The sequence below is a fragment of the Bradyrhizobium sp. 153 genome (assembly GCF_023073835.1).
Taxonomy (GTDB): domain Bacteria; phylum Pseudomonadota; class Alphaproteobacteria; order Rhizobiales; family Xanthobacteraceae; genus Bradyrhizobium.
In genome coordinates this window covers 1-15,133 of record NZ_JADPKH010000033.1, presented here as the reverse complement: position 1 = coordinate 15,133, position 15,133 = coordinate 1, and the positions used below count along the sequence as shown (strand labels likewise).

Annotated in this window: 14 protein-coding genes and 1 tRNA gene; 13 read left to right on the top strand and 2 right to left on the bottom strand. The window is 64.3% G+C overall.

Going from position 1 to position 15,133, the window contains the following annotated elements; genetic code table 11:
- The first annotated feature begins 350 nt into the window (after positions 1 to 350).
- From IVA91_RS09360 to IVA91_RS09350, 3 genes are all read left to right on the top strand, one after another.
- Positions 351 to 1,931 carry an FAD/NAD(P)-binding protein gene (locus tag IVA91_RS09360; protein ID WP_247458568.1) on the top strand — a complete coding sequence of 527 codons (1,581 nt, stop codon included), beginning with the start codon at positions 351 to 353 and terminating at the stop codon, positions 1,929 to 1,931.
- Between the two features lie 390 nt (positions 1,932 to 2,321).
- Positions 2,322 to 2,765, top strand: a complete 444-nt coding sequence (locus IVA91_RS09355; RefSeq protein ID WP_247458567.1) for a hypothetical protein — start codon at positions 2,322 to 2,324, stop codon at positions 2,763 to 2,765.
- Positions 2,766 to 3,136: 371 nt separating this feature from the next.
- A tRNA-Gly gene (locus tag IVA91_RS09350) sits at positions 3,137 to 3,210 on the top strand.
- A 4-nt stretch (positions 3,211 to 3,214) separates the two neighbouring features.
- On the opposite strand, the gene IVA91_RS09345 is transcribed toward IVA91_RS09350, so the two are convergent.
- Positions 3,215 to 4,207 (bottom strand): alpha/beta hydrolase, encoded by a 993-nt coding sequence (locus IVA91_RS09345; RefSeq protein WP_247281814.1) that lies wholly within the window; start codon positions 4,205 to 4,207, stop codon positions 3,215 to 3,217.
- Between the two features lie 176 nt (positions 4,208 to 4,383).
- On the opposite strand from IVA91_RS09345, the gene IVA91_RS09340 reads away from it, so the two are divergent.
- Together IVA91_RS09340 and IVA91_RS09335 are read left to right on the top strand one after the other, a co-directional pair.
- Positions 4,384 to 4,965, top strand: coding sequence for an XRE family transcriptional regulator (locus IVA91_RS09340; protein WP_247281813.1), 582 nt, complete (start codon positions 4,384 to 4,386; stop codon positions 4,963 to 4,965).
- A 42-nt stretch (positions 4,966 to 5,007) separates the two neighbouring features.
- A complete protein-coding gene (locus IVA91_RS09335) occupies positions 5,008 to 5,472 on the top strand; it encodes a GNAT family N-acetyltransferase (protein ID WP_247281812.1) in 465 nt (154 codons plus the stop codon).
- Between the two features lie 55 nt (positions 5,473 to 5,527).
- Here the strand turns inward: IVA91_RS09335 and IVA91_RS09330 are convergent, their stop codons facing one another.
- On the bottom strand, positions 5,528 to 6,058 hold the full coding sequence (locus tag IVA91_RS09330; protein WP_247281811.1) for a DUF1003 domain-containing protein: 531 nt from the start codon (positions 6,056 to 6,058) through the stop codon (positions 5,528 to 5,530).
- Positions 6,059 to 6,167: 109 nt separating this feature from the next.
- On the opposite strand from IVA91_RS09330, the gene IVA91_RS09325 reads away from it, so the two are divergent.
- The 8 genes from IVA91_RS09325 (at position 6,168) to IVA91_RS09290 (ending at position 14,883) form a co-directional block, all read left to right on the top strand.
- Entirely contained in the window at positions 6,168 to 7,211 is a 1,044-nt protein-coding gene (locus IVA91_RS09325) for a LacI family DNA-binding transcriptional regulator (protein WP_247281810.1), read from the top strand.
- 82 nt (positions 7,212 to 7,293) lie between these two features.
- Positions 7,294 to 8,748 carry a xylulokinase gene (xylB, locus tag IVA91_RS09320; RefSeq protein WP_247281809.1) on the top strand — a complete coding sequence of 485 codons (1,455 nt, stop codon included), beginning with the start codon at positions 7,294 to 7,296 and terminating at the stop codon, positions 8,746 to 8,748.
- Positions 8,749 to 10,071 carry a xylose isomerase gene (xylA, locus tag IVA91_RS09315; protein WP_247281808.1) on the top strand — a complete coding sequence of 441 codons (1,323 nt, stop codon included), beginning with the start codon at positions 8,749 to 8,751 and terminating at the stop codon, positions 10,069 to 10,071. It abuts the gene before it with no gap.
- A gap of 12 nt (positions 10,072 to 10,083) precedes the next feature.
- Positions 10,084 to 10,842 (top strand): ATP-binding cassette domain-containing protein, encoded by a 759-nt coding sequence (locus IVA91_RS09310; protein ID WP_247281807.1) that lies wholly within the window; start codon positions 10,084 to 10,086, stop codon positions 10,840 to 10,842.
- Positions 10,842 to 11,924 carry an ABC transporter permease gene (locus IVA91_RS09305; RefSeq protein WP_247281806.1) on the top strand — a complete coding sequence of 361 codons (1,083 nt, stop codon included), beginning with the start codon at positions 10,842 to 10,844 and terminating at the stop codon, positions 11,922 to 11,924. The genes IVA91_RS09310 and IVA91_RS09305 overlap by 1 nt, the downstream gene beginning before the upstream one ends.
- Positions 11,925 to 12,019: 95 nt before the next feature.
- Positions 12,020 to 12,952 (top strand): sugar-binding protein, encoded by a 933-nt coding sequence (locus IVA91_RS09300; RefSeq protein ID WP_247281805.1) that lies wholly within the window; start codon positions 12,020 to 12,022, stop codon positions 12,950 to 12,952.
- Between the two features lie 107 nt (positions 12,953 to 13,059).
- The gene (locus IVA91_RS09295) at positions 13,060 to 14,037 is read left to right on the top strand and encodes an aldo/keto reductase (protein ID WP_247281804.1); all 978 of its coding nucleotides are present in this window, start codon (positions 13,060 to 13,062) and stop codon (positions 14,035 to 14,037) included.
- A 3-nt stretch (positions 14,038 to 14,040) separates the two neighbouring features.
- The gene (locus IVA91_RS09290) at positions 14,041 to 14,883 is read left to right on the top strand and encodes an amidohydrolase family protein (protein WP_247281803.1); all 843 of its coding nucleotides are present in this window, start codon (positions 14,041 to 14,043) and stop codon (positions 14,881 to 14,883) included.
- Positions 14,884 to 15,133 lie beyond the last annotated feature (250 nt).

Genomic DNA, 15,133 nt, shown 5'->3' with positions numbered 1-15,133 from the left:
TTCCTAGTTAGCTTGCGTCGTCTCATTTGCGTGAACGGTGCAAAGCAAAGGCCGCCGGGGTGTGGAAGACCCCGGCGGTTTTCTTTTTTCGAGAATAGCCAATTCGGCAGTATGCCCCCTGAGCATTGCGCAAAGGGCGCCTTGAACACCCAACGAAGTCATGGAATGGTGTAGCCGCAGGTGACTGCCGGCGACTTCCACTCGTCGAAATCCGTTCACGCAGATTGAAAGGCCTCCGTAAGGACCTCTTCCAGTGATCAATCAAGAAGGCGGGGACCGGGGAAACAACCTCGGCCCCCTTACGTGCCGTCTCAATCACAACACTGGCCTTGTGCCAGAGGAGACGACACATGCTGGTTACTTCCACTTCACGTTCCACGTACCTCGACGATGCCGATCAGCTCAACAGCCACGAGCCACGGCATTGGACGATCATCTGCGGTGTCGGCGCTGGCGGCGCCGCTTACCTCCGTCAAGCGGTGAAGAAAGCGATTGAAGACGATATCGCCTGTTCAGTCGGCTTCATCCTGCTGGATGCGCGGCCGGTCTCTGAACAGGGACGCGGCATTGCCTGGGCTTCGAACCAGCGGCCGTTCGCGCTCACGAACATGCGAATCGGCTCGGTCGGTTACGATCCTGCTGATCCGAACAAGTTGGTCGAACTTCTCGGCGTCCAGGGAAAAATTTTCTCGCTGGATGGCGAGTTCATGAGCCGTGCCGAGGTAGGCGAAGCCTTTTCGCGAGATCTCAACACGCACATCAGACTCGCTGAAAAACGTGGCATCCGCGTCGATCGCATCCAGGGCGAAGCGGCCGCAATCGACCCGCTGGGCAACGGCCACTCGATCACACTGAACTCGGGTGACCGACTCTTTGCTCACACGGTGGTGCTGGCTCTTGGGCACCTGCCGCCGGATTCGTACAAAGAGCTTACGGGCTTGCCAGGCTACTTGGGCAACCCGTGGGATCTCGACGCCATCAAGTCGACTCCCGCATCGGCGATCGTCGCGATCCTCGGCCTCGGTCCTACCGCTGTCGATACCATCAACATTCTCAGAGAACAGGGCGTTAAAAATATCCACGCACTCTCCCGCAGCGGACGCGTGCAGTATCCTCGCCCGCACTACAGCCGTTATGAACCTGAGGCGCTCACCGCCGAGCGCATCAAGAGCTTGGCGACCGAGCATGGTCACCTGACAGTCCGCGACGTCGTCAGCCTTATCCATCTGGAATACAAGGCGGCCCGCGTTGACTGCGCGGAACTAAAGACAGCATTTGAGAAGTCTCGGTTGTCCGCCGAGCAGGCGATCGCGCACGGCCTTGCCACCTGCGGTGAGAATAGCAATTGGTTCTCCGTGTTAAAGGCCCTCGACACCGTGACTCCCCTCATCTGGCACCACCTTCCGCCGGAGGAGCGCGCATTGTACATGCGGAAGTACCGTCAAGATCATGTGAACGTGAGCTATGGCTCTGCTTCAAAACCAGCGAAGAAAATTCTGGAGGCGCTTCACGATGGCTCCCTCTCCATCCATGGTAATTTCGAGAGAGAGGTACGGTACTCCGACGGCAAGTTCCACCTTTCTTGGCTCCAGGAAGATGCGCGGGTCCACGGCCAGTTCGATTGCGTGATCAACTGTTCAGGCGTGGGCACCGACCTCACCAAGGCGCGTTACCCGCTGTTTGGGTACTTGCTCACAAAGGGCTGGCTCACGCCCCACCCCGATGGCGGCGGGCTGGTCGACTTCGAGAGTGGCCAGTTGTTGTTCCCCTCAGGCAAGCCGATCGGCTCCATCTACAGCCTCGTGGGCAGCATTACGTATGGAACGCACTTGCTCACGCATTGCATGGACCAAGTCGTGAATTCCGCCAAGCGCACGTCAGATGTCGTGCACAAACGCCTGCTGGAGACCCTCGCTCCTCACAAGCTCTAATCGCTCGCTTCTCCGGTGATCGCCGCGTGCGGGAGCGCGCGGCGAATTTTTTCTCCCCAATAACGAGCGCCAGCGACCTTGAGCAGGACCGTGCGGACCTTAACCCCCACGATGCGGGAGGCGCGCTGTCCATACCGGGGCAATGGGTTGCCCCCGGAAAACTTGAACCTCTCCTTTTACTCCGAGGGTGGCGGCCCGCGCTCATCCTCTCCGCAGTAACGGCGCAGCACTCGACCCCCTAACTCCTCGTATCCGGTGTCGCCAAAGGCGTAGCGATCGAGAAGCCGATATTGTCCTCGAATTTTGAACGTGCCTCGGCGACCACTTGAGGCAGGTTTTTTGTAGTGAACTTGAGGAGGCGGGCATCCGGCTCATTCCGAGCCGTACGTCGTGATAGCCCAAAAGCATCTTGTCGCGTACTTTCTCCGCGAGCGCCGTGTCCGCAATTGGCAAGAGCTGATCGTACGTCTGGTGAATCACAAGGCCGCACTTCCCGAGTACATTGAACGTGACGAATGGGATGCGCCTTGCGATCAATACCGGGGCCGCATTCAGCGCGGTACACTTGCGGAGCGTTTCTTTGATCTCATCGACGTGCGGGTACATCCAATGCTGCACGTTTTTGCATTCGATCCCGACCGCTCCGGCTTCCGAGGTACGCGAGATGAAGTCAAGCCGCCGTCACCCCGGAGCGAGCGCGTACCGATATGCTGCGGCGGCTCCTCCTTGCTGTACATGCTGCTGTCTTCGTGCGCATTGGCCTTTAAAGCGCCCGTAGAAGTCGGCATCGGGCAGTTTGCAGAGCGCGCGGTACGTTGCAATTTGCAAAATTGACTTCGGTCTTGATGTTCTCGAAGTGTTCTCGTATCCGTCGCGGCGATCGGCGGACGCGATGGCGGCTCGGGTGAGGGGAGGTGCGGGGCAAATTATGGTTGAATTTACCAGTACCACCTTCATTTGCGAATGCTCGTTTGAACACGCGGTGCTACATTTCCAGTTTCGATGTTGCGTCGCGACTGAAGTACTTGGTGCTGGACTTCCATACGCGCGCAGAGCCTCAGAGCATCGCCGTCAGGAGCGCATGAACGTGACTCGTTGGATATGGAATGTCACGTGCCGGTGCGCTAAGGTCTGACATCGAGCGTGCCAAAAGCGTGCCATGGATTTTGGTGCTTTCGGGATAAGGCTAGCGATCTCAGTTACTTGCGGGCGTAGTTCAATGGTAGAACGGCAGCTTCCCAAGCTGCATACGAGGGTTCGATTCCCTTCGCCCGCTCCAAGCTTCAGTTCGGCAGGCTTCGCAGGAATTCGACGATCGCCGCGTTCACCTCCGCCGGCCGCTCCTGCTGCGTCCAATGTCCGCAGCCCGGCAGCATCTTGATCTCGCGTAGCTGCGGCACCCATTGTCTCATGTTGGCGAGATGCTCGGCGGCACCGGGGAAGGCAATGACCATGTCACGGTCGCCGGCGATGAAGAGTGAGGGCACGGTCACCTTCACCCCCTCGAAGGCCGCCATCAGCTCCCAGTTGCGATCGATGTTACGGTAATAGTTGAGCGGCCCGCGAAACCCGCTGCGGGCAAATTCGGCGCCGTAATGATCGAGGTCGGCGACGCTCAGCCATGAGGGCAGCGGCACCTGCACCTTCGGCAACATGCCATCCTTGCGCGAGACCATCCCGATGCCGACGGTCCTGCCGGCGCGCTCGGCATTGGCGCGGATCGCCGCCGCCCCTTCGCCGGAACCGCCGAAGAGCATGGCGCCGAGCGTAGCGCGCGGATCCCGTTCGAACTCCGCTTCGGCGACACCGGGCTCCTGAAAGTACAACTGATAGAACTGCGCATCCGCTGTCCGCGGCATGACGCTGGTCGGCCGCACGGGACTGCGCGGGCGATAGGGTACGCTGAGAATGGCAGCGGCGCGGAAGCGATCGGGACGCAGGCGCGCCGTGTGCCAGGCAATTGTCGCACCCCAATCATGCCCGACGATCACGGCGTCCTTCGCCTCGAACGCGTCGAGCACGCCGACGAGATCGCCGACCATGTGCAAGATCGTATACTGGTCGATGGCTTCGGGCCGGTCGCTCTTGCCATAGCCGCGCATGTCGGGCGCAACAGCGCGGTAGCCGGCCGCTGCCAGCGCCTCGAGCTGGTGGCGCCAGGAGTACCAGCCTTCCGGAAAGCCGTGGCAGAGCAGCACCATTGGCCCCTCGCCCTGCTCGGCGATGTTGAGGCTGATACCGTTGGCCTTGATCGTCCGCTGCGTCGGCTCGCCCATGTCGCCTCCCGGTCCTGCTTATGGGAAGCATCCTAATCGGGTGTCCCGGCTGCGCAAAGATTCTAATATATTGGACTGGCGCTCCCGGCATTCGCCTCTCGCCCGGCTTAGGTTGGTCGAGGCGGCATGCGGTCCTTGCGCCGGGCAACGCTTGGATGAAGGCCGGGGCTAAAAAAATGGACCAGCAGAAACTCGATCGTGCGGTCGGCCGCCGCCTGAAGACGCTGCGGACCCAGGCCGGCATGACGTTGAACGAACTGGCAACTCGGTCCGGCGTCAGCCGGGCCATGATCGGGCGGGTGGAGCGGGCGCAGAGCAGTGCGACGGCTGCGCTGCTCGGAAAACTCTGCGCAGCGCTCGACGTGTCGCTCAGCGATGTGGTCGCACTGGCCGAGAAGCCGCCCGAGCGGCTGGTGCGACTTGCCGATCAGCCGCATTGGCGCGATCCCGAGAGCGGCTATCGAAGGCGCCACGCCTCGCCAACCGATGCGGCGAGCGGGATCGAGATCATCGTCGTCGACCTGCCGGCCGGCGCGCGGGTGCCGTACAGTCCCTGGGGCCGCAACGCCTTCACCCAACAATTATTGATGCTGGAGGGAGCCATCGCCGTGCATATCGACGCCAAGGCGGTGCGGTTGCACGAGGGCGATTGTCTGGATTTCGACGTGATGCGCGCGGTGATTTTCGAGAACGAGACCCGGCAGGATGCGCGCTACGTCATCATCACGCGGCGCGGCGCTTCCTACGGCAAGATGTGAGGGCACCGATGCGATCCGAGACCCTGGAGTGAGGCCCTGACGATGCACATCCGCCCCGGCGACACCTTTGATCCCCGTGTCATCGCGCTGCTCGATCATCACGTCACGGCGGCGCGGGCGCAGACCGCGCCCGGTAGCGCCCATGCACTTGATCTCTCGGGTCTTCGTGCACCCGACATCGGATTCTGGACCGGCTGGGACGGCGAGACACTGGTCGCCACCGGCGCGCTGAAGACGCTTTCGGCCGACCACGGCGAGGTGAAGTCGATGCACACGCTGCAGACCACACGCCGGCGCGGCTTCGGCGGCCAGATGCTCCGCCACATCATCAGTGAAGCCCGCATGCGCGGCATGACGCGGCTCAGCCTGGAAACCGGCTCCTGGGGTTATTTCAAACCCGCGCACGCCCTCTATCAGGCCCACGGCTTCGTCGCCTGCGGTCCATTCGAAGGCTATGTCGAGGATCCCAACAGCCTGTTCCTGACGCTGGATCTGACCACCAGCTGAGCCTGCCGACTGGCGCAAGGTGCATGCAGCCGACTGGCGCAAGGTGCATGCAGCCTCAACTTCTTCGCGTCTCCTCGATCTTGTCGAGCACGCGTTCGGGGGCGATGTCCCGGGCCGCTTCCTCCAGATCGCGCTTCGAGTCAGGTTTGACGTCGAGCCGCTCGGCGACCTGCGTGAGCAGGCGGGCAACCTTGGTCAGTTCATGCTCGGCGAGCAGGCTGATCTGGAGGTCGAGATCGGCGCGCTTGTCCGCGGCCGCGGTCATGCGGTTCTGCGAAATCAGCACGAAGGTGGAGAGGAAAATCGCTTCCACCGAGGCGATCATCGCGAGCACCACAAAACTTTCGTCCCAGACCGGGATCCCCGGCAGCCAATTCAGATTGGCGATGATCCAGAAACCAAATATGGCCAGGTGGAGATAAACGAACGGCATGCTGCCGGTGAAGGCCGTGATCGCGTCGGCGAGTTTTTCCTGGTTCGTGGCAGCCCGCTGCTCCCCACGGCGACGCGCGACGAGCGCCTGGATGTTGCGCTCGAGCGTCGGGCTCAGGCCCTCGCCGGGATCATGGGTGATGTCGTTACGCACGCGGCGGCAACGGCCGAGTGGAGGACCTGTTCCTGGGAGGGCGGAGCCAAACCCCATCATTCCTCAAAATGAGTTGCGCACCTCAAAACACCTCTGCTAGCCTTCAGCCATGGCCGAGACGCTCACCCCAACTGCGCTGACGCTGAAGGATATCGCCCGCGAGGCCGGCGTCAGCCTCGCCACGGTCGACCGCGTCCTCCACAACCGCCCGGGCGTCCGCCCGGACACGGTCCGGCGCGTCAAGGCGGCGATCGAGCGCAATTCGTTCCAGCCGCACGTTGCGGCCGCCGAGCTCGCCCGCAGCCGCGCCCGGCGCTTCGCCTTCGTGATGCCGTCGGGCTCGAACCCGTTCATGCAGCAGATCGAAGCCTATCTCGGCGAAATGTCGGCCTGGCTGTCGGCCCGCCGCCTCAGCGTCGAGATGGTGCCGACCGACGTGTTCGACCCCTCCGCGCTCGCAGGCACGCTGGAGGCGCTATCGGGCGATTACGATGGCATCGCCGTGGTGGCGCTGGATCATCCGAGTGTTCGCGCCGCCATCAATGATCTCGTCGATGCCGGCGCCAAGGTGGTGACGCTGGTCTCGGACGTGCCGTCCTCGCGCCGCCATCATTATGTCGGCATCGACAACATCGCTGCGGGTCGCACCGCCGGCGCGCTGGTCGGGCGGCTGGTCGGCCAGAGGTCCGGCAAGGTCGCGATCGTCGCGGGCTCGCAGGGCCTGCGCGACCACGCCGAGCGCATCTTCGGCTTCAACCAGGTGATGGCGACGGAATTCCCCGGTCTCAGCGTGCTGCCGGTGCTGGAAGGGCGCGACGAGGACGAGCGTTCGGAGCAAGTATTGGCGCGGCTGTTCGGCAGGCATGCTGACATTGTCGGGCTTTATAACGTCGGCGCCGGCACGCAAGGCGTAGCCAAGGCTTTGACCGATGCCGGCCGCGAAAAGCAGGTGGTGTTCGTCGGGCACGACGTCACCGCGTTGACACGGCGGCTGCTGTTGCAGGGCGTGATGCATGCGGCGATCTCGCAGAACCCTGGCCATGAGGCGCGTGCCGCCGTGCGCGTTCTGCTCGCGCTCGCCCGCGGCGAGCCGATCTTGCGCGAACAGGAGAAGATCAGGATCGACATCGTGATGCGGGACAATCTGCCCTAGTGGCAGCTGGATTTCAAAATGGTCTGCAGCGGTGAATGCGACGTCAAGCTCGCGCACCGCGACAGGCAAAAGGGAGGATGGCGTGTATCTCGGACTAGACATCGGCACATCCGGTGTGAAAGCGGTGCTCGTGAGCGAAGCCGGCGCGATTGTCGCAACGGCCGCGCGCGAGCTTGCGCTGTCGCACCCGGCGCCGCTGTGGTCCGAGCAGGATCCGGACGCCTGGGTCGATGCGGCGATCGGCGCGGTGGACGATCTCGCCGCCCGCCATCCGCGCGAGGTCGCGCGGGTCGCCGGCATCGGGCTGTCGGGCCAGATGCATGGCGCGACGCTGCTTGGCGAGGATGGGCGGCCGCTGCGTTCCGCGATTCTCTGGAACGACGGCCGCTCGCACGCCGAATGCGCCATGCTGGAGCGGCGCTGTCCGTCGTTGCACGCGATCGCCGGCAATCTCGCCATGCCTGGCTTCACCGCGCCGAAGCTGCTCTGGGTGGCGCGGCATGAGCCAAAGATCTTCGATCGCGTCGCAAAGGTGCTGCTGCCCAAGGCCTATGTCCGCTATCGCCTCACCGGCGAAATGGTCGAGGACATGTCGGACGCCGCCGGCACGCTGTGGCTGGATGTTGGTCTGCGCCGCTGGTCGGCACTGTTGCTGCATGCCACCGGGCTCGATCTGCATCACATGCCGCGCCTCGTCGAGGGCAGCGAGGTGAGCGCGGTGCTCGCGTCGGAATACGCGCAGCGCTGGGGCATGACTGCGGATGTCGTGGTCGCCGGCGGCGCCGGCGACAATGCGGCGAGCGCGATCGGGCTTGGCGCGATCGCGCCGGGCAATGCTTTCCTGTCGCTGGGCACCTCGGGCGTGGTCTTCCGCGTCACCGACCGCTTCGCGCCGGCGCCGGCTTCGGCCGTGCATGCCTTCTGCCATGCGCTGCCCGGCCTCTGGCATCAGATGGGGGTGATGCTGTCGGCCGCGGCCTCGCTCGCCTGGCTGTCTGGCGTGATGGAGACTCCGGCCGCAGCGCTCTTGGCACCGCTCGGCGAGCGCGTCGACGGGCCCAGCCCCGTCTCCTTCCTGCCGTATCTCGATGGCGAGCGTACGCCGCACAACGATGCTACCGCGAGCGGGGCCTTTGTGGGCTTGCGCGGTGCGACCGGGCGGGCGCAGATCGTCCAGGCCGTGCTCGAAGGCGTCGCCTTTGCCGCGCGCGACAATCTGGCCGCGCTGAGCTCAGCGAGTGGGCCGCTTGCTGAGCTCGATCTGGTCGGCGGTGGCTCGCGCTCGCCGCTGTGGGCGCAGATCTGCGCCGACGTGCTCGGCATTCCCGTTCATCGCGTTGAGGAAGGCGAAGTGGGCGCCGCGCTCGGCGTTGCGCGGCTCGGCCGTATCGCCGCGACCGGCGAGGACCCCGCAGAGGTCTGCAAACCCCCGCGGCGGCTCGCGAGCTTCACACCCCGCCCATCCGTCACTGCGGCCTATGACGAGGCCTATCTGCGCTGGCGGGCGCTTTATCCTGCATTGAAGGAGACTGCCTGAGTGAACGCGTCAGCCAAATTCTTCGAGGCCAGCACGCCTGTCGCCTTTGCCGGCAAAGATGCGGACAACACGCTCGCCTTCCGCTGGTACGACAAGGACCGCCTCGTGCATGGCCGCCGGCTGGAGGACCACTTACGATTTGCGGTCTGCTATTGGCATTCGTTCTGCTGGCCGGGCGCAGACCCCTTCGGCGGCGAGACCTTCCTGCGGCCCTGGCACGACGGTACCGATGCGATGGCGCTGGCGCGGGCCAAGGCCGATGTTGCCTTCGAGCTGTTCCGCCTGCTGGACGTGCCGTTCTTCACCTTCCACGACGTCGATGCAGCGCCGGAAGGCGCCTCGCTTAGCGAGTCCGTCGCCAATCTCAACGCGATTGCCGATCTGTTCGAGGCGAAGATGGCTTCCGCGAAGGTCCGCCTGCTCTGGGGCACAGCCAATCTGTTCACGCATCGTCGCTACATGGCGGGCGCCGCGACCAATCCGGACCCCGATATCTTCACCTATGCCGCCGGCCAGGTCCGCGCCGCGCTGGAGGTGACGCACCGGCTCGGCGGCCAGAATTACGTGCTATGGGGCGGGCGCGAGGGCTACGAGACGCTGCTCAACACCGATCTCAAGCGCGAGCTTGACCAGCTCGGCCGCTTCGTCTCGCTGGTGGTCGAGCACAAGCACAGAATAGGCTTCAAGGGACCGATCCTGATCGAGCCCAAGCCGAAGGAGCCGACCAAGCATCAATACGATTTCGACGTCGCCACCTGTTACGGCTTCCTCGAGCGCTACGATCTCCTGAACGACGTCAAGCTCAACATCGAGCAGAACCACGCCATCCTCGCCGGTCACTCCTTCCATCACGAGGTTGCGCTCGCCGAGGCGCTCGGCGTGTTCGGCTCGCTCGACGTCAACCGCGGCGACGATCTGCTCGGCTGGGACACCGACCAGTTCGCGATGAACGTGCCGGAGCTCGCCTTGGTGTTCCACGAGATCCTGAGCCACGGTGGCTTCACCGCGGGCGGGCTCAATTTTGATGCCAAAATCAGACGTCAGTCGATCGATCCCGACGATCTGATCCACGCCCATGTCGGCTCGATGGATGCCTGCGCGCGCGCCTTCCTCGCCGCTGCCGACATGCTCGACGCCGGCGTGCTCACCACACCGCTTGCCAAGCGCTACGAAGGATGGGCCGGGCCCGAGGGCCAGGCCATTCTCGGCGGCCAGCGTTCGCTCGCCGATCTCGCCGACCGTGCGCTCGGCCCCGGCTTCGACCCGCAGCCGCGCTCGGGTCGGCAGGAATATCTGGAATCCCTGGTCAACCGACATGTCTGAGGAAGGCCGCTGATGACAAGCGCTGAAGCAACGCCGGTGCTCGAGCTGACTGGCATCGGCAAGGAGTTCGGCGCGATCCGGGCGCTGCATGAGGTCGACATGCAGGTGTTCCCGGGCGAGGTCGTCGGCCTGATGGGCGACAACGGCGCCGGTAAGTCGACGCTGGTCAAGATCATCGCCGGCAATTTCCGCCCCAGCCATGGCGAGATCCGCTTTGCCGGCAATGCGGTCCATTTCAGCCGACCGCTCGATGCCCGCACCGTCGGCATCGAGGTCGTCTACCAGGATCTCGCACTCGCCGACAATCTGACCGCCGCTGCCAACGTCTTCCTCGGCCGCGAGCTGAAGCGCACATTCGGACCCATTGCGTTGCTCGACCACAAGGCGATGGCGGCGCGGGCGCTGGAGCTGTTCGGCGAATTGCGCTCGGAGACCCGCCCCGATGATCTCGTCAAGCAAATGTCGGGCGGCCAGCGCCAGGCGGTCGCGATCGCGCGGACGCGGCTCTCCAATGCGCGGCTGGTGATGATGGATGAGCCGACGGCCGCGATTTCGGTCCGCCAGGTCGAGCAGGTGCTCGGCCTGATCCACCGGCTGAAGGAGCAGGGTGTCGCCGTGATGCTGATCTCGCACCGCATGCCCGACGTGTTCGCGGTGTGCGACCGCGTGGTCGTCATGCGCCGCGGCGAGAAGCGCGCCGACAAGCCGATCCACCAGACTTCGCCCGAGGAGGTCACCGCCCTGATCACCGGCGCGAAGGAGGCGGCGTGATGGCCATGCCCCTGGAATCTCCGATCAGCTTCACCAATGTCGGCCGGATCAGATGGTGGCAGCGCGGCATCTTCGCGTCACAGACCGGCTATGTCCTGCTCGCGCTGGCGGTGTTGCTGGTGATCATGCATTTCGCCAGCCCGTACTTCTTCACCGAAGGCAACATGCAGAACGTGGCGAAGAACTTTTCCTTCATCGCCATTGCCACGCTGGGCGTGACCTTCGTGATCATCACCGGCGGCATCGACCTCTCGGTCGGCTCGATGATGTGTTTCTCCGCCATGATCACCTCGATGGTGATGACCGAATTGTCGGCACCCGGCTCGCCGGCAGGCGCGCTGTTCGTGCACATGGCGGCCGACGGCAAGACCGTGCTCGCCAAGGTGCCAGGGCTGATCCTGCTGGTCTCGATCCTCGCCGGCCTCGGCGTCGCGCTGGTCGCCGGGCTCGTCAACGGCTTCTGCATCGCCGTGCTCGGTCTGTCGCCGTTCGTGACCACGCTCGGCATGCTCTCGATCGTACGCGGGCTCGGCTACGTCGTCTCCAACGGCCGTGGCAGTTTTCCGGGCGGACCGGATGCAGATTATTTCTATGCGCTCACCTCCGGCGACGTGCTCGGCGTGCCCGTGCCTTTCATCTATCTGGTGATCCTCGCGCTGGCGATGGCCGTGGTGCTGCACCATACCTCGTTCGGACGCCACGTCTTCGCGCTCGGTGGCAACGAGAAGGCGGCCGAGCTCACCGGCATTCCGGTGGTGCGGGTGAAGATCGAGGTCTACGTGATCTGCGCGCTCGCCGCGGGGCTCCAGGGCATCATCATCTCCGGCTGGCTTGGATCGGCGCCGGCCAACATGGCGACGTCCTACGAGCTCAACGTGATTGCGGCGGCCGTGATCGGTGGCGCCAATCTCGCCGGCGGCATCGGCGGTCCGTTGGGGGCCATCGTCGGCTGCGTGCTGCTGGAGGTGATCCGCAACGGCCTCGTGCTGGCGCAAGTCAGCTCCTACTGGCAGCAGACGCTGGTGGGCGTGATCATCATCCTGGCCGTGCTGGTCGATCGCATCCGATCGCGGATGATCTGACGTGACGTCGTTCCGGGGAGGCAACGAAAATGCCGCCTGTCCGCTTCCCGGACGAATCTGGAAAGGATGGGCGCAAGAGAAGGGTGGAGGAGACAATGAGGAAACTTCTTCTTGCCGGCATCACTGTTGCCATGATGGCAACGCCGGCGTTCGCTGCGAACTACCGCTTCGTCATCGTGCCCAAGGCGATGAACAATCCGTTCTTCGACTTCGCGCGCGACGGTTGCCTGAAGCGCGCCAAGGAGCTCGGCAACATCGAATGCATTTACAAGGGGCCGGTCGAGCACGAGCCGGCGACGCAAGCCCAGATCATCCAGGACTTCATCACGCAGAAGGTCGACGGTCTCGCCATCTCGGTCGCCGACGTCGCGGCCATGACCAAGTCGATCGAGGCGGCGACCGCGGCCGGCATCCCCGTCATCACCTTCGATGCCGATGCACCGGGCTCCAAGCGCATTGCCTATATCGGCACCAACAACAAGGAGTTCGGTGTCGCGCTCGGCAAGCAATTGCTGAAAATGCGGCCCGACGGCGGCAAATATGCGATGGTTTCGGGCGGTCCCGGCGCCAAGAACCTCGCCGAGCGCGTCGACGGCGTGCGCGAGGCGCTGAAGGGCTCGAAATGGACCGAAGTTGCGGGCTCGCCCACCTTCTGCAACGACGATCCCGCGCTCGCGGTCCAGCAGATGACCGACATGCGCACCGCAACGCCCGATCTCGCCGCCATCGTTCCCATCGGCGGCTGGCCGATGTTCGCTCCTGAAGGCTTCAAGGCCTTCGCCTCCAGGAACAAGAAGGACATCGACTCCGGCAAGTTCACCCTGGTGGTCGCCGATACGCTCAAGATGCAGCTTGAGCTCCTGCGCGACGGCTATGCCAATGCGCTGGTCGGCCAGCGTCCGTTCGAGATGGGCGAGAAGGCGATGGACACGCTGCTCGCCATCAAGAAGGGCGAGAAGGTGCCGGAGATCGTCTACACCGGTCTCGATCTCGTGACCAAGGACAACGTTGCACAGATGTTGAAGTAGGAGCGCCGCCAGCCCCGCGCTCCTGCGTGCCTCCCCCGCTTGCGGTTTCCGCGAGCGGGGGAGATGATTTGCGCCGCTGGAAGGACGACTCCTGGAAGGCAATGGAAATGAAACGGTCGCGCCTCGGCTCTCTCGACGTCACCTCGATCGGCCTCGGCTCCGCCCCGCTCGGCGGATTGTTCGCACCCGTCAGCGACGCCGATGCGCAAGCGACGGTCGCGCGTGCCTGGTCGCTCGGAATCCGCTTCTTCGACACCGCGCCGCTTTACGGCTTTGGCCTGGCCGAGCGGCGGCTCGGCGCGTTCCTGCGGCAGCAGCCGCGTGAATCCTATGCGATCTCGACCAAGGTCGGGCGTCTTTTGCGCGCGCCCGAGGGCGCCGCCGCCGAGGACGAGCACTACAAGGGCACGCCGCGTGAGCGGCCGGTGTTCGATTTCAGCCATGACGGCGTGATGCGCTCGGTGGAGGAAAGCCTCGCCAGGCTCGGGCTCGATCGCATCGACGTCCTGCTCGTGCATGATGCCGACGACCACTATGACGATGCCGTCACCGGTGCCTTCCGCGCGCTGCAGCGCCTGCGCGAGGACGGCACGGTCAAGGCGATCGGCGCCGGCATGAACCAGTCGGAAATGCTGGTCCGCTTTGCCGACGCCGTGCCGGTTGACTGCTTCCTGCTCGCCGGCCGCTACACGCTGCTCGACCAGGGCGCGCTGGATGCGCTATTTCCGGCCTGCCAGGCCAGGAACATCGGCATCCTGCTCGGCGGCGTCTACAACAGCGGCATCTTGGCCAATCCGCACACGAGCGCGAAGTTCAATTATCAGGATGCTGACGCGGCGCTTGTCGCGCGTGCGCTGGAACTCGACGCGCTCTGTCACGAGCACGGCACCGAGCTAAAGGCCGCAGCGCTGCAGTTCTGCATGGCCCACCCGGCCGTGACGGTCACGGTGATGGGCGCGCGCAATGCTGCGGAGGCGGCCGAGAACATCGCGATGTCGGAGGCGGCGGTGCCGCAGGCCTTCTGGCAGGAGCTGCGCGCGCAAAACCTCGTCGATGCGCGGGCGCCGCTGCCGGGCGGAGCGTGAGCCATGATCATCGACGGTCACCAGCATTTCTGGGATCCGGCGCGTGCCGACTATCCCTGGATGGACGCGGACGAGCTCACACCGATCCGCCGCGCCTTCGGCCCTGGCGATCTTGCGCCATTGCTGAAGGCAAACGGCATCGATGCGAGCATTCTGGTGCAGTGCCGCTCCGCGCTGGAGGAGACCGAGGAGTTCCTGCGCATCGCGCATGCGACGCCCTCTGTCATCGGTGTCGTTGGCTGGGCTGATCTGACGGACGGGGCGCTTGACGAAACGCTCGATCGATTGCGCGCTGCGCCCGGTGGGGACAAGCTGGTGGGCATTCGTCACCAGGTCCACGATGAAGCCGATCCGGATTGGTTACTCCGCGAAGACGTCCAGCGCGGCCTCACCGCGGTGTTTGCCCGCGATCTCACCTACGACTTCCTCGTCCGCACCCGCGAGTTGCCGGTTGCGATCGCGACCGCGCAGGCCTTCCCGCAAGCGCGCTTCGTGCTCGACCACGCCGCCAAGCCGCCGATCGCCGATGGCGCAAGCGACGAATGGGCCGATGGCATCGCGGCGCTCGCTGCTTGCGGCAATGTCTGGTGCAAGATTTCGGGCTTGGCGACGGAAGCAGTCTGGAGCGATTGGAATGCGGAGCGTCTGTTTCCGTTCGTTCAGCATGCCGCGACATGCTTTGGCGAGGATCGGCTGATCTTCGGCTCGGACTGGCCGGTGTGTCTGCTTGCGGGGAGCTACGGCGAGATCAAGGATGCGCTGGAGGCGTGCCTGGTGAGGCTGGGCGCACACGTGCGCGAGAAGGCGTTCGGTGTGAATGCGAAGGCTGCGTATCGGTTGGCTTGACTGTTCAGTCGAGGGTTGCACTCTTTCCCTCTCCCCTTGTGGGAGAGGGTGGCTCGCCGCGTAGCGGCGAGACGGGCGAGGGGTATCTCTCCGCGCACGACCCTCAAGCAGCAAGGATCGCGGAAGCAACCCCTCATCCGGCGCTTCGCGCTGAGCAACCGGCGACATGGGTAACAGTTCAAACCGACGACATGGGTAACACAATTCTCGTTTCGTTCAGGCCTGCTGTTGTTGGGGCTGTGGACCCTGG